Genomic DNA, 22,788 nt, shown 5'->3' on the forward strand with positions numbered 1-22,788 from the left:
CTGCCAACCGTACGCGGCGCAGTGCCCGCCGGGCCGCGGGCGCCCCGGGCGCGGATCGGGAATCTGATGCCGCACAGGCCGGTTCGCCCAGCCAGGGGGAACCTCACAGCCCGCCGTCGGACACGGCGACCGACAGCACGCGCGATTCGGTGGCGACGGCACCGGGCATCATCGGACGCGGACGAACCCGGCGAACGGCCACCCGCACGGCCGGACCACCCGGCACCGCACACCCATCACGAGCAGAATCGGAGCAGCAAGTATGACCGACCCCACCCGCATCGAGGTCCGCACGGCCGATCCGTACCCGGTGATCATCGGGCGCGGCCTGCTCGGCGAGTTGGTCGAGCAGGTGGCGGGGCGGCCGGGCGTGCGGACCGTCGCGATCTTCCATCAGCCCCCGCTGGCCGAGACGGCGGAGGCGGTGCGGCAGGCGCTGCACGACGCGGAGCCGGGCCCGGGTGGGGAGAAGATCGACGCGCACCGCATCGAGATTCCCGATGCCGAGGCGGGCAAGGATCTGCCGGTGGCCGGATTCTGCTGGGAGGTGCTCGGCCGCATCGGCCTGACCCGCCAGGACGTGGTGATCAGCCTGGGCGGCGGCGCGGCCACCGACCTGGCCGGTTTCGTGGCCGCCACCTGGATGCGCGGGGTGCAGATCGTGCACATCCCGACCACCCTGCTGGCCATGGTCGATGCGGCGGTCGGCGGCAAGACCGGTATCAACACCGAGGCGGGCAAGAATCTGGTCGGCAGTTTCCACGAGCCGGCGGCGGTGCTGGTGGATCTGGCGACGCTGGAAACGGTGCCGCGCAACGAGATCGTGGCCGGTATGGCCGAGATCATCAAGGCCGGTTTCATCGCCGATCCGGTGATCCTGGACCTGATCGAGCGCGATCCGCAGGCCGCGCTCGATCCGACCGGCGAGGTGCTGCCGGAACTGGTGCGCCGCGCGATTCAGGTCAAGGCCGATGTGGTGGCCGCCGACCTGAAGGAGGCCAGCCTGCGCGAGATCCTGAACTACGGCCACACCCTCGGCCATGCCATCGAGCGCCGCGAGCGCTACCGCTGGCGGCACGGCGCGGCCGTCTCGGTGGGCCTGGTGTTCGCCGCCGAGCTGGGGCGGCTGGCCGGTCGGCTGGACGATGCCACCGCCGACCGTCATCGCGCCGTTCTCGAAAGCGTCGGCCTGCCCACCACGTACGACGCCGATGCCCTCCCCCATCTGCTCGAGACGATGCAGACCGACAAGAAGACTCGCTCGGGCGTGCTGCGCTTCGTCGTCCTCGACGGCCTGGCCAAGCCCGGCCGCCTCGAGGGCCCGGACCCCAGCCTGCTGGCCGCGGCCTACGCCACGATCGCCCGCGAGGATGCGCCGGGCGGCGGAATCCTGCTGTAGACCCGGCCTTTCGTCAGAGCGCCGAGGCGGCCGTGGGCGGCGGGGCGGGTTCGGCCTTCTTCGCCTCGCGGCCGACCAGGAAGCGGCCCAGGGCGACGCCCGCCATGCCGGGCACGAAGATCAGCAGGATGATGAACGACGCTCCGGCGGTGAGCTCGAAGCCCAGGCCGTTGTCGCCGAGGTCGAACTTGGGCAGGAAGTCGAGCACCCACGCGACCACACCGGCGCCGAGACCACCCGCGACACCGGCCTTCAGCCAGAGCATGGTCAGGTCGGCGCCGCCCCGCTCGGGATCGGGATTCTTGCGGCGGTCACCGCGCCCGTCGAGCAGCCCCCACGTGACGACGGCCGCGATCAGCACGATCAGGCACAGGATCCGCATCCACGAACCGTGCGTCGGCCAATAGATCATCCCGAAACCGAGCACGGTCCGGAGCACCACGGTCAGCGCCCCGAGCGCCACGGCGCGCAACACCCACGCATTCATGTCGATCACCTTAACCTGTGTCGCAGCGGCACCGAATTGGAACCGGTTCTAATGCCCGTCACGCATCCAGCGCCGCCGCCATCGCCGCACGCGGCGCCGCCTGCCCCGTGAACTGCTCGACCTGACCGTAGGCCTGGTTCAGCAGCATCTGCAGACCGCTGACGACGGTATGCCCGGCGCGCGTCACCGCCTGGGCCAGGGGTGTCGGCCAGGGGTTGTAGATCGCGTCCAGCACCACCGGCGCCATCGCCACCGCCTCGGCCACCGCGGCGGCACCGTCGGCGGGCACGGTACTCACCGCCACATCGGCGTGCGCGCAGGCGTGGCGAACGGGAGCGATATCGAAATCGATACACACCGCCGACATTCCGAGACGCCCGGCCAATTCCAGCGTGCTCATCGCCCGCGCGGTGTCGCGCGCGACCACGGCCACCTCCCGCACCCCCAGCTCCGCCAGCGCCAGCAGCGCGGGCCGCGCGGTACCGCCGGCACCCAGCACCACCGCGCGCCCGGCCGCCGCGACGTCGGCGCCCTGCAGCGCACCGCGAACGCCGTCGACGTCGGTGCAGTCCGCGCGCCAGCCGTCGGCGGTGCGCAGCAGCGTATTCGCCGATTCCGCCAGCACCGCGCGCTCGGTTCGCACGTCGGCGTAGTCCAGCGCGGCCACCTTGCCGGGCATCGTCACCGACAGCCCGACCCATTCCGGGCCCAAGCCGCCGACGAGCCCGGGCAGCTGCTCGGCGGTGCATTCGATCCGCTCGTAACTCCAGTCCAGCCCGAGCGCCCGGTAGGCGGCCAGGTGCAGCTGCGGCGACCGCGAGTGCGCGATCGGGCTGCCGAGCACCGCGGCGCGGCGGCCCTGCTCAGCGTCCACTGTCGAGAATTCCACTCTGCCGGGCGCGTTCGATATTGCGCTGATGCTCGCTGTAGCTCTCGGTGAACATCGTCGTGCCCTGCTTGTCGACGGTCACGAAGTACAACCACGAGCCGGATGCCGGAGTCTCCATGGCGCGCAGGGCATCCAGCGACGGCGACGAGATCGGTGTCGCGGGCAGTCCCGGCATCGCGTAGGTGTTCCACGGCGTGCGCTTGGCCCGGTCGGAGTCGGTGGTGGCGACCTCCGTCTTGTCCAGTGTGTAGTTCACCGTGGAGTCGAACTGCAGCGGCTGGTTGGCGGCCAGCCGGTTCACGATCACCCGCGCCACCTTCGACATGTCGTTGGGCAGCGCCTCCCGCTCCACCAGCGATGCGGCGATCAGCGTCTGGTACGGGGTGAGGCCACCGGTCGCCGCGGCCGACTGCGTCAGCCCGGTCGACTCGTAGGTGCGCGCACTGTCGCCGACCAGCTGGGCCAGCACCTGCTCCGCGGTACCGCTCGGGTCGAAGTCCCAGGCGCCGGCGGCGATCAGGCCCTCCAGCTGGCGATTGCGATCGGGCACCTGGCGGACGGTGTCCACCGCCCACGACGGCACGCCGAGTGCGGCCAGGTCGGTGCTCGCGCCCGCGGCCTCGAGCTGTTCGTAGGTCAGGCACCGGCGTGCGGTGCCGGTGCCCAGGCAGCTGGCGTCGGCGATCTTGCGGTAGATGCCCTCGTTGCGGGCGCCGGTGTTCACGTCGGTCGAGTCGTGCAGGCGCTTGCCCTCGGAGATCACCACGTTGCCGACCCGGGAGTCCTTGCCCATCAACGCCGTGACGGCCTCGGAGCCCTTGCTGTGCGTGGGCACGGAGTAGAAGCCGGGCTGCACCGAGTTCATCTTCGAATTGCGGATCGCGGCCTCGTAGAACGCGCCGGTGCTGGCGACGACGCCCTTGTCGAACATGGTCTGGGCGATCTGCTCGGCGGTGTCGCCCGCCTTCACCCGCACCACCACCGGTGGTCCGGCCGGACCGGCGTAGTCCTCGGGCCCGCTCAGCTTGCCGATGAACTTGTATCCGGCGTACCCGCCCGCGGCCACGAACAGCACCACGAAGACGCAGCCGAGCAGCCACAGGTTCCGCCGGCGGCGCTTGCGCTCGGCCGCCTTGCGGGAGGCGACCCGGGAACGCTTGCTGCGCGACTGGCCGCGTCCCGATTCACTGCGAGTGGATCGGCCGCGCGGCGCCCGTCCGCGAGGATTCTGCGCGCGGGCGTTCTGGCCCCGCGTCGGCCTGCCGCGCTGCGGCGCCCGCTGGGGCGGCGGCGTGGGTATCGGGTCCTGCTCGTCGTCGGTGTAGCGCGGGATGACGGTGGTGTCGTCCTCGTAGTCGTCCCAGTCGTCCTCGACCGGTGCGGCGTGCCGGGAACCCCGGCCGCGCACGGCCCGGTTGTCGGCGCCGCCCCACCCGCGGTCGGGGCGCCGGTATCTCCGCTCCTCGACGCTTTGCCGATGACGTTCCTCGGCCCGCGCCCAGCGGTCATTCATCCGACCACCCTGCCGCCTGCTCCCCGGCCGACTTCAACACCGCACTCCGTTCGTCCAACCATCCCTGCAGGATCGATACGGCCGCCGCCTGATCGATCATCTGCCGCTGGCCACGCGCGCGAACTCCACTGTCCCGCAATGCACGTGCAGCTGTCACCGTAGTCAAACGTTCGTCGGAAAGTCGTATCGGCACTCCGGGAATCAGCGACCGCAAATGTTCGGCGAAGGAGATCGCCAGCTGGGCGGAGGTGCCATTTTCCCCGCGCAGAGTGCGGGGCAGGCCGACGATCACCTCGACGGCTTCGTATTCCCGCACAATCTCGGCAATCCGGGCGAGATCGGTTGCCGGGAGGCCCTTTCCGCCGGTCCCCCGCCGGGCCTTCGCGGTCGCCCGCTGCACGGTCTCCACCGGAGTCGCCAGAATCCCGTCCGGATCGCAGGCAGCGACGCCGATGCGGACGGTGCCGACATCGATCGCGATCCGGCGACCGCGGCCCGGATCGGTCTCGGCGTCGGGCCGGTCGGCCGCGGTATCCGCGGAGCGGTGACGAGCGGTGGCGTCGCCGGGGCTGGTGGGCTCCGGCGACCGCGGACTCTCGGAACTGTCCATCAGGCGGCGAGCTCGGCCACCCGCGCCCGCACCGCGGCCAACCCCGCCTCGATTCCGGACGGGTCGGACCCGGCGCCCTGCGCCATCTCCGGCTTGCCGCCGCCGCGACCGGAGATGCTCGGGCCGAAACTGCCGACCAGGTCACCGGATTTGAATCCGAGCTCCTGCGCGGGCTTGTTCACCGCGACCACGAACGGCACCTTGCCGTCGGCGTTGCCGAGCAGCACCACCACGGCGGGCTCGGAGCCGAACCGCCCGCGGATATCGGTGGCGAGGGTGCGCAGGTCGCCCGCGCCCACGCCCTCGGGCGCGGCGGCGGCCACCAGCAGCACCTTGCCGGTGCGGTGGGCCTGCTCGACGAAGGTCCCGGCCTGCGACAGCACGGCCTGGGCCTTGGTGCGCTCGAGCTCCTTCTCGGCCGCCTTCAGGCGCTCCACCAGCTGCTCGACGCGGCCGGGCACCTCCTCGCTGGGCACCTTCAGCGACGACGCCACACCGGCCAGCAGCGCGCGCTCCTTGGCCAGGTACCTGTAGGAGTCCAGGCCGACGAAGGCCTCGACGCGGCGCACGCCGGAGCCGACCGACGATTCGCCGAGCACGGTGATCGGGCCGATCTGCGAGGAGTGCTCGACGTGGGTGCCGCCGCACAGCTCCATCGAGAACGGGCCGCCGATCTCCACGACGCGCACCTCGCTGCCGTAGTTCTCGCCGAACAGCGCCAGCGCGCCCATGGCCTTGGCCTTGGGCAGATCGGTGACGAAGGTGTTGACCGGGAAGTCGGAGCCGACGGCGTCGTTGGACACGGCCTCGATATCGGCCTTCTGCTGCTCCGACAGCTGGCCCTGCCAGTTGAAGTCGAAGCGCAGGTAACCCGGCTTGTTGAGGGAGCCCGCCTGCACCGCGTTGGGGCCCAGCACCTGCCGCAGCGCCGCGTGCACCATATGGGTGCCGGAGTGGCCCTGGGTGGCGCCGCGGCGCCACGACGGGTCGACCTGGGCGAGCACGGCGTCGCCCTCGGTGACCTGGCCCTGCTCGACGGTGGACTTGTGCACCCACAGCTTCTTGGCGATCTTCTGCACGTCGTTGACCTGCAGCTTCAGCCCGGAGGCCGTGATCGACCCGCGGTCGGCGATCTGGCCGCCGGACTCGGCGTAGAGCGGGCTGCGGTCCAGGATCACCTCGACGTCCTGACCGGCGGTCGCCGTCGGCACCCGGACGCCGTCGGCGATCAGCGCGAGGACCGTGGCCTCGGTGGCGAGTTCGTCGAATCCGGTGAATTCGGTGGCGCCACGGTCGACCAGTTCCTTGTAGATGGACAGGTCGGCGTGGGCGTGCTTGCGGGCGGCCGCGTCCTCCTTGGCACGCTGGCGCTGCTCGGCCATCAGCGTGCGGAAGCCCTGCTCGTCGACCTCGAGCCCGGCCTCGGCGGCCATCTCGAGGGTCAGGTCGATCGGGAAACCGTAGGTGTCGTGCAGCGTGAAGGCGTCCGAGCCCGCGATCTTCTTGCCGCCGCCCGACTTCACCTCGGCGACGGTCTCGTCGAACAGGCGGGAGCCGGTGGACAGCGTCTTGAGGAAGGCGGTCTCCTCGCCGACGGCGACATTCTCGATGCGCTTGAAATCGCTGGCCAGCTCGGGATACGACGGCGACATGAGTTCGCTGACGATCTTCATGAACTCGCCCATCACCGGCTGCTCGGCGCCCAGCAGCCGGGCGGAGCGCACGATGCGGCGCAGCAGGCGGCGCAGCACGTACCCGCGGCCGTCGTTGCCGGGGTTGACGCCGTCGGAGATCAGCATGGCGGCGCTGCGCGCATGGTCCGCGATCACCCGGAAGCGCACATCGTCGGCGTGCTCGACGGCGTACTTCTTACCGGTCAGCTCCTCGGCCTTGGTGATGATCGGGCGCAGCAGATCGGTCTCGTACACGTTCTCGACGCCCTGCAGCAGCATCGCCACGCGTTCGACGCCCATGCCGGTGTCGATGTTCTTCTTGGGCAGCGACCCGATCGGCGGATGTCCCTCCTTGGGGCTCAGCTCGCCGCGGATGTCCTGCATGAAGACGAGGTTCCAGATCTCGAGGTAGCGATCCTCGTCGACGACCGGGCCGCCGTCCTTCCCGTACTCCGGGCCGCGGTCGAAGTAGATCTCCGAGCACGGGCCGCCGGGACCGGGCACGCCCATATCCCAGTAGTTGTCCTTGCCGTCGCGGTACTGGATGCGCTCGGTGGGGATTCCGGCGACGCGATGCCAGATCTCGGCGGCCTCCGGATCCGACTCGTAGGCGGTCACCCAGATCCGCTCGGGATCGAATCCGAAGCCGCCCTCCTCCTGCGACTTGGTGATCAGCTCCCAGGCGAGGGTGATGGCCCCCTCCTTGAAGTAGTCGCCGAAGGAGAAGTTGCCCGCCATCTGGAAGAAGGTGTTGTGCCGGGTGGTGACGCCGACCTCGTCGATATCGCCGGTGCGCACGCACTTCTGCACGCTGGTCGCGCGCGGGAACGGTGCGGCCTCCTGACCCAGGAAGTACGGCTTGAACTGGACCATGCCCGCGTTGACGAACAGCAGGTTGGGGTCCGGCAGGATCAGCGAGGCACTGGGTACCTCGGTATGTCCGGCACGGACGAAATGCTCCAGGAAGCGCCGTCGAATCTCGTGGGTCTGCACAGATATCCAGCCTACCGGGAGCGGTCCAGCGGGTTTCCGGCGCGGCTCAGTTGCCGCGCACGATCCGGCGCAGCTTGGTCACCCGGGGGCCGACCTCACGTTCGTAGCCGTGGTCGGTCGGGTCGTAGTAGTCCTTACCGACCAGTTCGTCGGGTGGGTACTGCTGCGTGAGGACGCCGTCGGGGTGGTCGTGCGGGTATTTGTATCCCTGGGCGTTGCCGAGCTTCGCGGCGCCCGCGTAGTGCCCGTCGCGCAGATGCGGCGGGACCAGGCCCGCCCTGCCCTGTCCGATATCGGACAGCGCCGCGCCGATGGCCGCGGCCACCGCGCCCGATTTCGGGGCCGTCGCGATGTGGATCGTGGCGTGGGTCAGGGCCAGCTGTGCCTCCGGCATGCCGACCAGCTGCACCACCTGGGCGGCGGCGACCGCGGTCTGCAGGGCGGTCGGATCGGCCATGCCGACGTCCTCGCTGGCCTGAATCATCAAGCGGCGGGCGATGAATCGCGGATCCTCACCCGCGCTGATCATCCGTGCCAGGTAGTGCAGGGCGGCATCGACGTCGGAGCCGCGCAGCGATTTGATGAACGCGCTGATCACGTCGTAGTGCTGGTCGCCGGCGCGGTCGTAGCGCACCGCCGCCTTGTCGACGCTCGCCTCCACGAGGTCGACATCGACCGTGCCGTCCAGCGACGATTCCGCCGATGCCTCCAGGGCCGTCAGCGATCGGCGCGCATCACCGCCCGCGATCCGGACGATGTGGTCCAGCGCCGCCTCGGTGACCGTGTATTGCCCGGCCAGCCCGCGCGGGTCCTCGATCGCGCGCTGCAGCACCGCACGAATATCGTTCTCCGACAACGATTGCAGCTGCAGCACGAGCGAGCGCGACAGCAGCGGCGACACCACCGAGAACGAGGGGTTCTCCGTGGTCGCGCCGACCAGCAGCACCACCCGGTTCTCCACGGCCGCGAGCAGCGCGTCCTGCTGGGTCTTGGAGAAGCGGTGCACCTCGTCGATGAACAGCACCGTCTGCTCCCCCGCCAGCAGGCGCCGCCGGGCGAGGTCGATGACGGCGCGGACCTCCTTCACTCCCGCCGACAGCGCCGACAGCGCCTCGAAGCGGCGGCCGGTGGCGTGCGAGATCAGCGACGCGAGCGTCGTCTTACCCGTACCGGGCGGTCCGAACAGCAGCACCGACGCCGCCCCCGACCCCTCGACCAACCGGCGCAGCGGCGATCCGGGCCCCAGCAGATGCTGCTGCCCCACCACCTCGTCCAGGCTCGCCGGACGCATCCGCACGGCCAGTGGGACGTGCTCGCCCGCGCCGCGGAACTCGACCGCGGTGCCCCCGGCCGCCTGGTCCGCACCAGGCGCCTCGAACAATCCGTCGCTCACAGCCGCACCCCACCCGCACAGCGACGCCGCGTGATCCGCCCGCCCGCAAGCTCGTTCACGACCGCTCCCCGGCGGCTCCGGACTCCCTCGCGCGAGGCACCCGGTGTCTCCGCCACATCGACGAGCTCACTCACGGCGCGACGCGGCAGCGCCATCGTGCGGGGAACGCGCCGTGCCCTCGGATCGCTCGCAAGCTCACTCACATCTGCAGACGGTACCGCCGGGGTCCGACACACCACGACCTGCGGCCGGGTCGACAGGGGTGCGGGGCGGGTTCCGATCCGGGCGCCATAGGCCGCGCCGACAGTCGCGCCACCGCGCTCCCATGTCGCCTTCCGGGGCGGTGACTCCCGCGAGCCGCACCGTTCCAACCCGGTTGCCGACCACGAAATTCCGGTACCTACGCCCTCCCGTCTCGCCCTTCGGCCGACAGGCTCGGCGGCCCTACTCCTCCCAGTACTCCTCGAGGGTGGCCGAGACGTGTTCGGCGAAATCGCCCAGGGTGTCGTCGCCGGTGCAGCGGGCGTCCTCGGCCAGGGCGGCCCAGCGGTTGATGAGGGCGGCCGAGCGCGGGACCGAGAGGCCGTGTTCGCGAGCGGCGGCGATGCGGGTGTGGTCGGCGGGCAGGAACCAGTAGGTGGTCAGCCACACCCAGATCAGGCGGGCCTCCAGGATCCGCTCGGCCAGCAGGGCGTCGTCGGCGAGGGCCGGCCACACGCCGACCACCTCCGAACGCCACGCCTCCACCATCTGGCGCCCGCGCTCCCGCGACAGCTCGAAATCGCACAGGCAGCCCGGGAACGACACCAGCGCGTAGGCGATGTCGAGGGTGGCGTCGCGGAAACCGCCCCACTCGTAGTCGAGGAACCGCGCGCCCTCGTCGTTGAGTATCACGTTGTCGGGGCACAGGTCGGACGGGCTGAAGGCGCGGAACCGCCCGGCCGAGAACAGCCGGTTGCCGCGCACGATGCGCTCGGCGATCTCGCCCGGCACCTCGATGCCCAGCTCGCGGGCCAGCAGGCCCGGCACCTCGCCGATCGCCGCCTCCGCCTGTTCGGCGATGCCGTCGACGCGATGCACCACGTCGACCCGGCGCAGCAGGGCCACGAAATCGGGCTCGCGGCCGACGGTCGCGGCGTGCATGCGGCCCAGCGCCTGCGCGAAGGCCATCAGCGCATTGCGCGTGGCGGGTTCGGCGCCGGACTGCAGGACCGACGTCATCGAGGCGTTCTCGCCGAGATCGCTGAGGATCAGCACCCGCTCAGCGAGGTTGTGCGCCAGCAAATACGCGCCGGGGCGATGCTCGCTGCTCAGGGCGGTGGTGAACTGATAGGACACCGCCTCGCGTAGGAAGGCGGAGTCGATGCTGGCCACACCCGGCGCGAGGCCGCCGATGCGACGATCCTGCGCGGCACCGCGGACCTGCTTCACGATCAAGGTCCGTGGAAGTGAAAAGGCGTTCTCCGCAACACGCACGCGCAGTACCGTCGTCCTGCCACTGCCGCTGAGCTCGATCGGATCGCTCAGCTTTACCGGAGCACCCATTCGCTTTGTGAGCAACTGTTGTGCCGCGGACACGACTTCGGCGGCGCGTTCGGCCAATAGTGCGGTCATCGCGATCCAAGTTACTCGCTCCAGGTCACTTTCAGCGAGCGGTTCGACAACCTTTCGCGCGTCGCTCGGCGTGTCATTGTGAAGCATTTGCTACCGGTGCCGGATTGTGGTCAGGCACCACCGGACACCCGGGCCGCGGTTGCTTGACACATCCTGGCGGGTCCGGTTGTCTCATCGTCAACTGCTGTGTGCCACACCGTAACCCAGGTGATTCGAAAGGTCCTCACGATGACCGACACCCCGCACTCAGGGCCGACGCGCCGAGAGGCGGCGTCGTCCGGCGACACACCGGCGGAGGGTGGTGACCAGCGGCCCGCGGCAGGTTCCGGACAGCATCAGAACCCCGAGCCCGCGCCCCCGCCCGGTGCCGAACCACCTCGCGAACACGGCCGCCACGAGATGCCGGGCGCGGCTGGGTATCCCCAGTTCGAGGGCCCGGGGGCCGCCCAGTACGGCAGCGAGCCGGTGGAGGCGCCGCCCGCGATGTCGTCGCCGTCGGCCTCCGGGGGCGCACCCATCCCGCCCCCGGCGCCCGGCCGACACGCCGCCGCGCCGGGCAATCAGCCCGCATCCGCGGAGCAGGCGTCGGGTGCCCCCGCGGGCGCCGCGCCCGGGGCGCCGCCGGGCACCGCGCCCGGCCAGGGCGGCCCCACCTACGGGCCACCCACGCAACCGATGCCGGGCTACGGCGATCCCTCCTACGGCCCTCCCGGGCAGCCGCCGCCCGGCTGGACACCGCCGCCAGGGGCCATGACATCCGAGTACGGCCAGGCACCGCCCGAGTACGACCAGGCGCCACCCGGATATGGCCAGCAGCAGGGTGCCGCCGCCCCCGTCCCGCCGCCCGCCGGTCTGAACGTGGGCGACGCCCTCGGCTACGGCTGGCACAAGTTCCGCGACAACCCGATTCCCTGGATCGCCGTCACCCTCGTGGGATTCGTCGCGTATCTCGCGGTCACGCTGGTGATCAACGTCGGCGACGTGAACTCGCTGCTGCCGCTGCTGCTGATCTTCCTGGTGGTCGCGTTGGTGGTGTGGCTGTTGCAGGCGGCCATGATTCGCGGCGGGCTCTACGAATGCGACGGCACCCCACCGGATTTCCAGGCGTTCTTCGGATTCGTCAACGCGGGCAACGTATTGCTCACGGCGCTGCTCGTCTTCGTGGCCGCCAGCGTCGGCATCGCGCTGTTCGTCATCCCGGGCATCATCGTCGGGTTTCTGTGCATGTTCTCGCTGCACTTCGTCATCGACCGGGACCTGGATCCGTTCTCCGCGATCAAGGCCAGCGCCGAACTGGTGATCGCGAACCTGGGGCCCGTCCTGCTGCTGGCGCTGGCGGTCGTGGTGATGACCTTCTTCTCGATGCTGCTGTGCGGTATTCCGCTGCTGGTGACCGGACCGCTCACCGCCATCGCGGTCACCTACTCCTACCGCATCCTCGTCGACGGCCTGATCGCCTGACCGCGGTCAGGCGTCGGCGGTGAGCCACCAGCGCTTCAGCCGGTCGATCGGCCCGCCCTCGCGGCCGTGGCGCGGCCGCAGCCAGAGCACGAGGATGCCCGCGGCGACGATGCCGACCATGTTCACCCCGAGCTGGCCGATCGACAGCAGCGCCTTGTGCCACTCGCCGAGCGTCGCCGCGACCGCGGCGAATCCGGCGGCCGGGATCGTCGTCACGGAGATGAAGACACCGACCAGCGCCGCCGATTTCGAGGTCACCAGCGACAGCATCCCGGCCGCGCCCGCCAGCAGCGCCACCACCAGGGAGAACGGCCCCACCTCGTAGATGAAGTCGACGTTGTGGATGTCGTCGAGGCGCTGCAATGTGATCCAGCCCAGCCGCTCCCACACCAGCGAGGCCAGCGCGGCGATGGCCATCGCGACCGGAAATCCGATCAGCAGCGCCAGCGCCGATCGGCGCGCGAGCCGGAAGTTCCTGCGCACCAACGCCACCGCGACCGCGGCCAGCGGCCCGAACTCCGGCCCGACAACCATCGCGCCGACGATCGTCACCGGCGAATCGGTCGCCACCCCGACCACCGCCAGCAGGCAGGCGATCGTGATGAATCCGAGGAAGGTCGGGCTGAGGGTGGATTCCTCGTGGGTCTGGGCGACCAGTTCCTCCCACACCACGGCGTCCGACGGATCCCCCGGCGCCGCTTCGATCGCGTGCTCGGCGGCATCGGACAGCGCCGTGTCCACCGGGTCGAGCATGATGCCGCCGGACTCCTTGATGCCGAGCGCCGACAGTGCGGCCAGCACGTCGTTGGCCACCTCGCGCGCGACATCGGCCTCGATCACATCGCCCGCGGGCTCCACGGCCGCCCCGCGGTGCACCGTGACCAGCGTCGCGCCCGGCTCGGACCGCAGCGAGTCCAGCGCGGCCGCGGTGACTTCGGGAGGGCAGATCACCCGGACGTGCAGCACCCGTATCCCCTTGCGGTCGGCGAATTCCCGGCATCGGTGATGCCGCCGGTGCAGACTATCGGTTCCCCGCGAGATTCCCCGGCGGCAAGCCGTTCCGTGAACCGGCTCGGGGGCGTGCTACTTCTTCGGCGCGATCGGGTTACCGTCCTCGTCGAGCACCACGTCCAGGCCCGCCTCCTTGCGCTGCTGCGCGGTGATCGGCGCGGGCGCGTCGGTGAGCGGGTCCACGCCGCCGCCGGACTTCGGGAAGGCGATGACGTCGCGGATCGAGTCCACACCCGCCAGCAGCGCGGTGATGCGGTCCCAGCCGAAGGCGATGCCGCCGTGCGGCGGGGCGCCGAAGGCGAAGGCGTCGAGCAGGAAGCCGAACTTCTCCTGCGCCTCGTCGTGGCCGATGCCCATCACCTCGAACACCCGCTCCTGCACGTCGCGGCGGTGGATACGGATGCTGCCGCCGCCGATCTCGTGACCGTTGCAGACGATGTCGTAGGCGTAGGCCAGCGCCGATCCGGGATCGGTGTCGAAGGTGTCCAGCGACTCCGGCTTCGGCGAGGTGAACGCGTGGTGCACCGCGGTCCAGGCCGAATGCCCCAGGGCCACATCGCCGCTCGCGGTGGCGTCGGCGGCGGGCTCGAACATCGGGGCGTCCACGATCCACACGAACGCCCAGGCGTTCTCGTCGATCAGGCCGCACTTGCGCGCGATCTCGGCCCGCGCGGCGCCCAGCAGCGCCCGGCTCGACTTGGCCTCGCCCGCACCGAAGAAGATGCAGTCGCCCGGCTCGGCGCCGACGTGCTTGGCCAGCCCCTCGCGCTCGGCCTCGCTCAGGTTCTTCGCGACCGGTCCGCCCAGCGTGCCGTCCTCGCCGACCAGGATGTAGCCCAGGCCCTTGGCGCCGCGCTGTTTGGCCCACTCCTGCCAGGCGTCGAGCTGGCGCCGCGGCTGGCTCGCGCCGCCGGGCATCACGACCGCGCCCACGTACGGCGCCTGGAACACCCGGAACGGCGTGTCCTTGAAGAATTCCGCGCATTCGGTGATCTCGACGCCGAAGCGCAGGTCCGGCTTGTCCGAGCCGTAGCGGCGCATGGCCTCGGCGTAGGTCAGGTGCGGGATCGGCGTGGTGATGTCGTGGCCGATGAGCTTCCACAGCGCGACCAGGATGTCCTCGGCCAGCAGGATCACGTCCTCCTGGGTCACGAAGCTCATCTCGAGGTCGAGCTGGGTGAATTCGGGCTGACGGTCGGCGCGGAAGTCCTCGTCGCGGTAGCAGCGCGCGATCTGGTAGTAGCGCTCCACCCCCGACACCATCAGCAGCTGCTTGAACAGCTGCGGGCTCTGCGGCAGCGCGTAGAACTTGCCGGGCTGCAGGCGGGCCGGGACCAGGAAGTCGCGGGCGCCCTCCGGGGTGGAGCGGGTCATGGTCGGGGTCTCGACCTCGACGAAGGCATGCCTGTCCAGCACGGCGCGGGCGGCGGCGTTGGCCTTGGAGCGCAGCCGGATGGCGTGCGCGGGACCCTCGCGGCGCAGGTCCAGATAGCGGTACTTGAGCCGGGTCTCCTCGCCGGGCTGCTCGTCCAGCTGGAACGGCAGCGGCGCGGACTCGTTGAGCACCTCCAGCTCGGTCGCGTTGACCTCGACGGCGCCGGTCGGCAGGTTCGGGTTCTCGCTGCCGTCCGGGCGCTGCTCGACCACACCCGTGACCTGGACGCAGTACTCCGCACGCAACCGGTGCGACTGTTCGGCGGGCGCGCCCTCGCGGAACACCACCTGCGACACACCCGACGCATCGCGCAGATCGATGAAGATCACGCCACCGTGGTCGCGCCGCCGGGCCACCCAGCCGGTGAGGGTGACGGTCAGACCGGCGTGCTCGCTTCGCAGCGAACCAGCCAAGTGGGTGCGCAGCACGGGATTCCTTTCGACGACTCGGTGCACCGGCGCGATGTGACCAGGCGCGACCCAATACTAGTTAGACACGTTCAGCGACCGGAAACCGATATCCGCGCGGCCGTGTCAAGCTTTACTTCGGATCGTGCCTACACCCCAGCCGACACCTGCGAGAGGGCGACGAGGATGACCTTCAACGAAGGTATGCAGATCGATCCGGACCGGGTCTCCTCCGGCGGTCCCGGCATGGGCGGCAAGCTCGCGCTGGGCGGCGGCGCGGGCGGGATCGTCGTGCTGGTGCTGGCGCTGCTGTTCGGCGGGGATCCCGGATCGCTGCTCGGACAGTTCACCGGTGCGGGCGCCGATTCGACGCAGCAGGGCACGGCCAAGACACCCGAGCACTGCCGGACCGGCGCGGACGCCAACCGATACGTCGACTGCCGGGTCGTGCTGACCGCGCAGAGCCTGGACAACGTGTGGGGCGCGCAGCTGCCCGAGCAGACCGGGCGGCGGTACGTGCCGCCGAAGGTGACGCTGTTCAGCGGTGCGGTGAACACCGGCTGCGGCCGGGCGACCAGCGCGGTCGGGCCGTTCTACTGCCCCGCCGACCGCACCGCCTATTTCGACACCAGCTTCTTCCAGGAACTGACCGACCGCTTCGGCGCCAGCGGTGGTCCGCTGGCGCAGGAGTACGTGGTGGCGCACGAGGTCGGCCATCACATCCAGAACCTGCTCGGCGATTCCGGTCGCGCGCAGCGGGATCCGAAGGGGCCCGAGTCCGGGTCGGTGCGCCTGGAGCTGCAGGCCGACTGCTACGCCGGGCTGTGGGCCCACTTCGCCGACAAGCAGCCCGCGCCCGGCAGCGATCAGCCGTTCCTGAAACCGCTGACCGACAAGGACATTCGCGACGCCCTCTCTGCGGCGGCCGCGGTCGGCGACGACCGCATCCAGAAGGCATCGACCGGGCGGGTCAACCCCGAGGGGTGGACGCACGGCTCCTCCGAACAGCGCCAGAAGTGGTTCCTCACCGGCTACCGCACCGGCCAGGTCAAGTCCTGCGACACCTTCGCCGCACCCGACCTGGACAATCCCCCGACGCGCTGACGGTCGGCCGGTGGCCGCTCGGTCACCGCGACGTTCGTGGTCGAATTGCCGTGGGGCGCATCGGCTGTGACCGCGCCGACTCGACGTCCTTGGGCGCGTCGCCGATGATTCTCGCCCGCGACGGGCCACAATCACGGTCGGGGTTTTCACCCCCACCCTGATGAGGAGGACGTCGGTTCATGCAGAGATTCGGTGCGGCAAGACGATTCGGGATGCTGCGCGCGACCGCCGCGGCGGCCGTCCTGGCCACCGCGCTCCTCGGCCAGAGCGCCGTCGCGGTCGCCGACCAGCCGCCGCCGGGGCCGGGCGTTCCGGCTCCCGCCCAGGCTCCCCCCGCACCGGCACCGGCATCGACGGCGGGGTCCTTGACGCTCACCACGATTCCGGCGGGGTGGCAGGTGCGCACGGATCTGGCGCCCACGCTGCAGGTGCAGCCGGACGGCCGAGCGGTCGCCAGTCTCGATGCCGCCAGCCCGGACCGCCCGGTGGGCGCCGCGCCCAAGTCGGCGACCGGACGCGTGGCACCGGATGTGGTGAATTCGGCTCTCGCCGAGGCGAAGTCGCTGGCCGACGCCGATATGGGGATGCCGTCGGACGCCGACGGCAGCAGCACCATGCTCGACTTCCTCGGCGCCACCCCCGACCAGGACGTCCACCTCATCGTCTACTCGCAGGGCAAGGAGGAGGGCCTCTCCCAGGAGCAGCTCTCCCAGCGCAAGCGCTTCGACGACCTCTGCAAGAAACTCCTGTCCGCTTTCGCCCAAGACCGCTGATTCCGGCCGAGAGCGTCAGCCGACCGTCCAGGTCTCCTTGCCGGTCAGCAGCTCCTGCAGTGAACCCTCGGCCACCGGCTTGCGCTCCCGAGCCATCTGCGTCTGGGCGCGGACGCCGTCGTCGTAGGAGGGACGGGAGACGCTGCGGAAGATGCCGACGGGGACGTGCGACAGGTCCTGATCCGACAACCGCGACAGGGCGTAGGCGTACTCCGGATCGTCGGTGTAGGCGTCATGGACGACGATCTCGGATTCGGCGACCGTCTCGGCCCGCGCCACCGTGAGGCCGAAACCCTTGCGCACGACCGCGAATTCGCCGTCCGTTCCGAAGCGGACGGGTTGTCCGTGCCGGAGCCGGATCAGGTGCGATTCGGCGTTCTCCTTGCGCAACATGTCGAACGAGCCGTCGTTGAAGATCGGGCAGTCCTGCAGGATCTCCACGAAGGAGGTGCCACGGTGCTCGGCGGCGGCGCGCAGCACCTCGGTCAGGCCCGCGCGGTCCGAGTCCAGCGCCCGCGCCGCGAACGTGGCCTCGGCGCCCAGTGCCACCGACAGCGTGTTGAACGGATGGTCCACCGAACCCATCGGCGTCGACTTGGTGATCTTGCCCGGTTCCGAGGTCGGCGAGTACTGGCCCTTGGTGAGTCCGTAGATCCGGTTGTTGAACAGCAGGATCGTCATGTTCACATTGCGGCGCAGCGCGTGGATGAGATGGTTGCCGCCGATCGACAGCGCATCGCCGTCGCCGGTCACCACCCACACCGACAGATCGGGCCGGGTCACGGCCAGCCCGGTGGCGATGGCGGGCGCGCGGCCGTGGATCGAATGGATCCCGTAGGCGTCCAGGTAGTACGGGAACCGGCTCGAGCACCCGATACCGGACACGAACATGAGGTTCTCGCGGCGCAATCCGAGATCGGCGAGGAAACCGCGCACGGTGGCGAGGATGACGTAGTCGCCGCAGCCGGGGCACCAGCGCACCTCCTGATCGGAGGTGAAGTCCTTGGCCTTCTGCGGCCCGTCCGCGGCGGGCACCCCGGACAGGCCGGTCAGGCCGAGATCGGTTCCCACGAGCGAGGTTTCGACAATGGTCATCACTTTCCCCCTGGGGTGCGATACGTGGCCCGCGCACGCGCGGCGAAGGCCTTGTCGTGTTCCATTTCCGCGATGGAGCCGTCGAGCGCGGCGTCGATGACGCCGACCAGTTCCTGTGCCGAGAAGGCGGTTCCGGCGATCTTCGTCCAGGGCTGCACATCCACCAGGTAGCGGGCGCGCAGCAGGGTGGCCAGCTGACCGCCGTTCATCTCCGGGCACACCACCGTGCGGTAGCGGCGCAGCACCTCTTCGGTATTGGCGGGCAACGGGTTCAGATTCCGCAGATGCGCCTGGGCCACCGGAACCCCGCGCCGCCGCGCCCGCCGACAGGCCTCGCCGATCGGGCCGAAGGAACTCCCCCAGCCGATCAGCAGCAGTTCGGCGCGGCCGTCCGGATCGTCGACCTCCAGGTCGGGAACCGCTATGCCGTCGATCTTGGCCTGCCGCAACCGCACCATCAGCTCGTGGTTGGCCGGATCGTAGGAGATGTTGCCGCTGCCGTCGGCCTTCTCGAGTCCGCCGATGCGGTGTGCCAGGCCCGCCGTGCCGGGTATCGCCAGCGGGCGGGCGAGAGTTTCCGGGTCGCGTGCGTACGGCTGGAACGAATCCGGCTCCGCCGCTGCGGATTCGAAGCCCGGATCGATCGGCGCCAGCCCGGCGACCTCCGGAATCGCCCAGGGCTCGGACCCGTTGGCGATCGCGCCGTCGGACAGCAGCAGCACCGGCGTGCGGTAGGTCAGCGCGATGCGCGCGGCCTCCACCGCGGCCGCGAAACAATCCGCCGGCGAGCGCGGCGCGACGACCGCGACCGGCGATTCGCCGTTGCGGCCGTAGAGCGCCTGCAGCAGATCGGCCTGCTCGGTCTTGGTCGGCAGACCGGTCGACGGGCCGCCGCGCTGCACGTCGACGATCAGCAGCGGCAGCTCGGTCATGACGGCCAGGCCGATGGTCTCGCTCTTGAGCGCCAGGCCCGGGCCGGACGTGCTGGTGATGCCGAGCGCCCCACCGAGCGACGCGCCCAGTGCCGCACCGATTCCCGCGATCTCGTCCTCGGCCTGGAAGGTGGTGACGCCGAAGTTCTTGTGCTTGCTCAGCTCGTGCAGGATGTCCGACGCCGGGGTGATCGGGTAGGTGCCCAGGAACACCTCCAGACCCGACAGCTGCCCGGCGGCCACGATGCCGTAGGCCAGCGCCGTATTGCCGGTGATCTGCCGGTAGGTGCCCGGCGGCAGCGTCGCCGGGGCGACCTCGTACGTGGTGGCGAAGGTTTCGGTGGTCTCGCCGTAGTTCCAGCCGGTGCGCAGGGCGAGCAGATTCGCTTCGGCGATATCCGGTTTGGCGGCGAACTTCTCCCGCACGAACTGCTCGGTCCCGGCGATCGGCCGCCCGTACATCCACGACAGCAGCCCGAGGGCGAACATGTTCTTCGCGCGCTGGGCGTCCTTCTTGCCGATGCCGGTCGGTTCGGTGGCGGCCAGCGTCAGCGACGTCATCGGCACGCGGTGCACGACGAAATCCGACAGCGTGTCGTCGGCGAGCGGATCGGTCGAGTACCCCACCTTGGTCAGCGTGCGCTTGGTGAACTCGTCGGTGTTGACGATCACCGTGGCGCCGCGGGCCAGATCCTCCAGATTCGCCTTGAGCGCAGCCGGATTCATGGCCACCAGCACGTCGGGCTGGTCGCCCGCGGTGAGGATGTCGTAGTCGGCGATCTGGATCTGAAACGAGGACACCCCGGGCAGCGTGCCCTGCGGCGCCCGGATCTCGGCCGGGAAGTTCGGCATGGTGGCGAGGTCGTTGCCGAAGGCGGCCGCCTCGTGCGTGAAGCGGTCCCCCGTCAGCTGCATTCCGTCGCCGGAGTCGCCGGCGAAGCGAATGACGACCTTTTCGAGCTTCTCCGACGCTGCCGGTTGCGCTGCGGCAGTGTCGCTTAGACGCGTTTCGTCAGCCATGCGCCTGCATCACTTCCTCGTCGGTATGAGGTACCACTGGCCAAGTTACTCCCCCGCACCTCGGACACACCCGAGTTATGTGCGGTCCAACAAGATTGAGCAGATTCAGCCCGTACCGCGTCAGGCGAACAGCGCCAGCTGCGGATCGGGCTGCCGCGAGCCGGTATCCGGCTCCCGGCGCGGCGCGGTGTCGCTCGGCCGCTCGCGGTACAGTCCGTGCCGCGCGAGCAGCGGATCGACCCGGCCGCGTAGCCACGCAGAATACTCCGGTGTGACGTACGCCCCACGACCGTACAGTTGCCGGTACCGCCGCAGCAGCGCCGGGTGGTGCGTGGCCAGCCATTCCAGGAACCAGCCGCGGGTGCTGCCGCGCAGATGCATCGGGAACGCCACCGCGCTCGCGGCGCCGGCCGCGGCGATCTCGCCGAACAGCGCGTCCAGATGGGCATTTCCGTCGGTGAGGCAGGGAATCACCGGGGCCACCATGACGTGCACGGCGAAACCCGCGTCGGCCAGCGCGCGCACCAGATCCAGCCGGGCGCGCGGCGACGGTGTCCCCGATTCGAGGCTGCGGTGCAGGTCCTCGTCGAGAATCGCGATCGAGACCGCGAGGCTGACGGGCACCACCCGCGAGGCCTGGACCAGCAGCGGCAGATCGCGGCGCAGCAGCGTGCCCTTGGTGAGAACGGAGAACGGGGTGCCCGAATCGGTCAGCGCGCCGATGATGCCCGGCATCAGCCGATAGCGGCCCTCGGCGCGCTGATACGGATCGGTATTCGTGCCCAGCGCCACGCCCTCGCGCCGCCACGAGCGGCGGTGCAGTTCGCGGCGCAGCACCGCGGCGACATTCGTCTTCACCACGATCTGGGTGTCGAAGTCGCGGCCCGCGTCCAGTTCCAGATATTCGTGGCTGCCGCGGGCGAAGCAGTACCGGCAGGCGTGCGAGCAGCCGCGCATCGGGTTGATCGTCCAGTTGAACGGCAACCCCGAACCCTGCGGCATCTTGTTCAGCGCACTCTTGCACAGCACCTCGTGGAACGTGACGCCCTCGAAATCGGGAGTCCGGACGCTGCGCACGAAACCGGCGCGCTCGAGCCCCGGCAACGCCCCGTCATCGACGTCGAGGGTCTGCTTCTGCCACCGCACTCCTCCAGTCGAACACTTGTTCTAACGACTGTCAAGCAACGCTGGGCGCCTCCGGCCGCAGCGACGCGCCCTTGTAGAAGGCGATCAGATCGCGCAGCGTCTCGGCCGTCGGGCGGGGGCGGTAGCCCAGCTCCACCCTCGCCTTGTTCCCGTCCACCACGGGCGCCGACAGCAACGCGCCCATCGCGGCCTTCGACACCCGGTCGCTGCCCATGAGCTTGGCCGCGGGCTCCAGCACCGGCAGCACCGCCGAGATCACCTTGGGCGGAATCGCGAACGACGGGCCGCGCTTGCCGTTGGCGGACGCGGCCATGCGGCTGACCTCGAGCATGGTCAGCATCTCGCCGGTCAGCAGGTAGTTCTCGCCGGTGCGCCCGTGCTCGCCCGCCAGGATCAGCCCGGCCGCCACATCGCGCACGTCGACCAGGTCGAAACCGCCGCCGATCATCACCGGAACGCGGCCCCGCGCACAGTCCCACAGCGTGGTGTTGATCCGGGAGTCGGAGTGATCGATCGGGCCGTAGACGCCGGTCGGATTGCAGATCACCGCGTCCAGGCCCGCGTCGATGACCTTGCGCAGCTCGATCTCTCCCTGCCACTTGGAGCGGTCGTAGACCGGCAGATGCTCCTCGACCGAGCGCGCCGACCGCTCATCGATCCGGCCGCCGCAGGTGTACTGGTTGAAGGCGTGGATGGAGCTGGCGTGCACCATGCGGCGGACACCCACCTCGAGCGCGGCCTCGGCCACCACCCGCACGCCCTCGGTGTTCACCCGCCAGGCCAGATCGTCGCGATGGGCCAGGGTGATCACCGCGACCAGGTGGTAGAGCATCTCGGCGCCCTCGAGGGCCGCACGCATGGACGCCGGGTCCAGCACGTCGCCGGTCACCCAGGTGACACCCGCCTCGGGGGTACCGGTGGGCCGAACCCGGTCGATGGCGGTGACCTCGTGACCTTGCTCCACCAACTGGTGGAGCAGGTTCGTGCCAAGGAAGCCGGCTGCGCCGGTGACTGCGACCTTCATGGCACCGAGGATATAGAACCCGTTCCAATTTGCAACAAGTTCTAGTTTGCTCCCGTTTATTCCCCCGGGCGTCGCGTCCGCTCGAAACCCGTCCCGCAGGTCGGCTATATTGAGGCCGAGCCGTTGCCGGGAGTCACGCGGCGACGCAGCAGATCACGAGCACCGACGTTCGACGAAAGCTGATGATCATGATGATTGGGGGGCAGATTCGATGAGTGAACCACTCTCGATCGAAAGCGATGCGGTTCGCACGTTCGCGGCGACGCAGGAGGGTGTCGCGGGTCAGATCGCCGCGGCGGGGGATATGGACACGGTCACGCACGTCGCGGCGATGACACCGGTGTTCGGCGTCATCGGTGCGGACTATCTGGCGATGTTCGCCGCCGCGCAGGTGTTGCACGCCAAGGACATCAACGAGCTGTCGGGCAAGGTCGACAATCTCGGGAAGCACGCATTCGGCACCGCCGCGGTGATCGACGACTCCGACTCGTCGTTCTCGAACCTCCTCGGGTCCCTCGGCAATCAGATCGGGGGATAGCTCGTGCGCACACTCGATTCCGGACACGACAGCGGCGTCATCGGCGCGCCTCCGGCGTCCCCCGCCGCCCCCGCGGAGGCGGCGGCGCCCGCTCCGGCCGCCGATCCGACCCTGGCTTCCGCGGCCCAGCAGGGCCCGATCCAGGATGTCCCGGTGGGCCAGCTGCCCGCCGATATGCCACCCCCGGAGCCGCCGGAATTCATGCCCTCCCGCAAGGAGTTCGAGGACGACGGCGCACCGCTGACGGCCGCGCCGCACGCGCCCGGGCTGG

18 protein-coding genes and 1 pseudogene are annotated in these 22,788 nt (G+C 70.1%); 6 read left to right on the forward strand and 13 right to left on the reverse strand.

Annotated features, from left to right (window positions below; translation table 11 throughout):
• The first annotated feature begins 262 nt into the window (after positions 1-262).
• Positions 263-1,399 carry a 3-dehydroquinate synthase gene (aroB, locus tag NM1_RS12880; protein ID WP_068018792.1) on the forward strand — a complete coding sequence of 379 codons (1,137 nt, stop codon included), beginning with the start codon at positions 263-265 and terminating at the stop codon, positions 1,397-1,399.
• A gap of 13 nt (positions 1,400-1,412) precedes the next feature.
• Here the strand turns inward: aroB and NM1_RS12885 are convergent, their stop codons facing one another.
• From NM1_RS12885 to NM1_RS12915, 7 genes are all read right to left on the reverse strand, one after another.
• Positions 1,413-1,886 carry a B-4DMT family transporter gene (locus tag NM1_RS12885; RefSeq protein ID WP_169814254.1) on the reverse strand — a complete coding sequence of 158 codons (474 nt, stop codon included), beginning with the start codon at positions 1,884-1,886 and terminating at the stop codon, positions 1,413-1,415.
• 58 nt (positions 1,887-1,944) lie between these two features.
• Entirely contained in the window at positions 1,945-2,760 is an 816-nt protein-coding gene (locus NM1_RS12890) for a shikimate dehydrogenase (protein WP_068018798.1), read from the reverse strand.
• Positions 2,750-4,288 (reverse strand): endolytic transglycosylase MltG, encoded by a 1,539-nt coding sequence (locus NM1_RS12895; RefSeq protein ID WP_068018800.1) that lies wholly within the window; start codon positions 4,286-4,288, stop codon positions 2,750-2,752. The genes NM1_RS12890 and NM1_RS12895 overlap by 11 nt, the downstream gene beginning before the upstream one ends.
• Positions 4,281-4,898, reverse strand: a complete 618-nt coding sequence (ruvX, locus tag NM1_RS12900) for a Holliday junction resolvase RuvX (protein ID WP_068018803.1) — start codon at positions 4,896-4,898, stop codon at positions 4,281-4,283. Before ruvX ends, NM1_RS12895 begins: the two co-directional genes overlap by 8 nt.
• Complete coding sequence (gene alaS / locus NM1_RS12905; protein ID WP_068018806.1) at positions 4,898-7,564, reverse strand: alanine--tRNA ligase; 2,667 nt, start codon at positions 7,562-7,564, stop codon at positions 4,898-4,900. The genes ruvX and alaS overlap by 1 nt, the downstream gene beginning before the upstream one ends.
• A gap of 46 nt (positions 7,565-7,610) precedes the next feature.
• Positions 7,611-8,957 carry a replication-associated recombination protein A gene (locus tag NM1_RS12910; RefSeq protein WP_114699552.1) on the reverse strand — a complete coding sequence of 449 codons (1,347 nt, stop codon included), beginning with the start codon at positions 8,955-8,957 and terminating at the stop codon, positions 7,611-7,613.
• A gap of 444 nt (positions 8,958-9,401) precedes the next feature.
• Positions 9,402-10,571, reverse strand: coding sequence for a phosphotransferase family protein (locus NM1_RS12915; protein ID WP_068018809.1), 1,170 nt, complete (start codon positions 10,569-10,571; stop codon positions 9,402-9,404).
• Positions 10,572-10,799: 228 nt separating this feature from the next.
• Between NM1_RS12915 and NM1_RS43335 the strand changes: the two genes are divergently transcribed.
• Positions 10,800-12,032 carry a hypothetical protein gene (locus NM1_RS43335; protein ID WP_174556868.1) on the forward strand — a complete coding sequence of 411 codons (1,233 nt, stop codon included), beginning with the start codon at positions 10,800-10,802 and terminating at the stop codon, positions 12,030-12,032.
• A 6-nt stretch (positions 12,033-12,038) separates the two neighbouring features.
• Here the strand turns inward: NM1_RS43335 and NM1_RS12925 are convergent, their stop codons facing one another.
• Both NM1_RS12925 and aspS read right to left on the reverse strand, forming a co-directional pair.
• A complete protein-coding gene (locus NM1_RS12925; protein WP_068018812.1) occupies positions 12,039-12,998 on the reverse strand; it encodes a DUF389 domain-containing protein in 960 nt (319 codons plus the stop codon).
• A gap of 117 nt (positions 12,999-13,115) precedes the next feature.
• Positions 13,116-14,906 (reverse strand): aspartate--tRNA ligase, encoded by a 1,791-nt coding sequence (aspS, locus tag NM1_RS12930; RefSeq protein ID WP_068018815.1) that lies wholly within the window; start codon positions 14,904-14,906, stop codon positions 13,116-13,118.
• 165 nt (positions 14,907-15,071) lie between these two features.
• Between aspS and ypfJ the strand changes: the two genes are divergently transcribed.
• A complete protein-coding gene (gene ypfJ / locus NM1_RS12935) occupies positions 15,072-15,989 on the forward strand; it encodes a KPN_02809 family neutral zinc metallopeptidase (protein WP_068018817.1) in 918 nt (305 codons plus the stop codon).
• 179 nt (positions 15,990-16,168) lie between these two features.
• Positions 16,169-16,762, forward strand: a complete 594-nt coding sequence (locus NM1_RS12940) for a hypothetical protein (RefSeq protein WP_147288968.1) — start codon at positions 16,169-16,171, stop codon at positions 16,760-16,762.
• A gap of 15 nt (positions 16,763-16,777) precedes the next feature.
• On the opposite strand, the gene NM1_RS12945 is transcribed toward NM1_RS12940, so the two are convergent.
• From NM1_RS12945 to NM1_RS12960, 4 genes are all read right to left on the reverse strand, one after another.
• The gene (locus tag NM1_RS12945) at positions 16,778-17,857 is read right to left on the reverse strand and encodes a 2-oxoacid:ferredoxin oxidoreductase subunit beta (protein WP_068018820.1); all 1,080 of its coding nucleotides are present in this window, start codon (positions 17,855-17,857) and stop codon (positions 16,778-16,780) included.
• Positions 17,857-19,809, reverse strand: a complete 1,953-nt coding sequence (locus NM1_RS12950; RefSeq protein ID WP_068018823.1) for a 2-oxoacid:acceptor oxidoreductase subunit alpha — start codon at positions 19,807-19,809, stop codon at positions 17,857-17,859. The genes NM1_RS12945 and NM1_RS12950 overlap by 1 nt, the downstream gene beginning before the upstream one ends.
• Positions 19,810-19,929: 120 nt before the next feature.
• A complete protein-coding gene (locus NM1_RS12955) occupies positions 19,930-20,955 on the reverse strand; it encodes an Rv2578c family radical SAM protein (RefSeq protein WP_068018826.1) in 1,026 nt (341 codons plus the stop codon).
• Between the two features lie 31 nt (positions 20,956-20,986).
• Positions 20,987-21,979 (reverse strand): NAD-dependent epimerase/dehydratase family protein, encoded by a 993-nt coding sequence (locus NM1_RS12960; RefSeq protein WP_068018829.1) that lies wholly within the window; start codon positions 21,977-21,979, stop codon positions 20,987-20,989.
• A 211-nt stretch (positions 21,980-22,190) separates the two neighbouring features.
• On the opposite strand from NM1_RS12960, the gene NM1_RS12965 reads away from it, so the two are divergent.
• Both NM1_RS12965 and NM1_RS12970 read left to right on the forward strand, forming a co-directional pair.
• Positions 22,191-22,517, forward strand: a complete 327-nt coding sequence (locus NM1_RS12965; RefSeq protein ID WP_068018833.1) for a type VII secretion target — start codon at positions 22,191-22,193, stop codon at positions 22,515-22,517.
• Positions 22,518-22,520: 3 nt separating this feature from the next.
• A pseudogene (locus tag NM1_RS12970) lies at positions 22,521-22,788 on the forward strand (hypothetical protein); the annotation flags it as partial.

Source organism: Nocardia mexicana NBRC 108244, from assembly GCF_001613165.1.
GTDB classification, from domain to species: Bacteria; Actinomycetota; Actinomycetes; order Mycobacteriales; family Mycobacteriaceae; genus Nocardia; species Nocardia mexicana.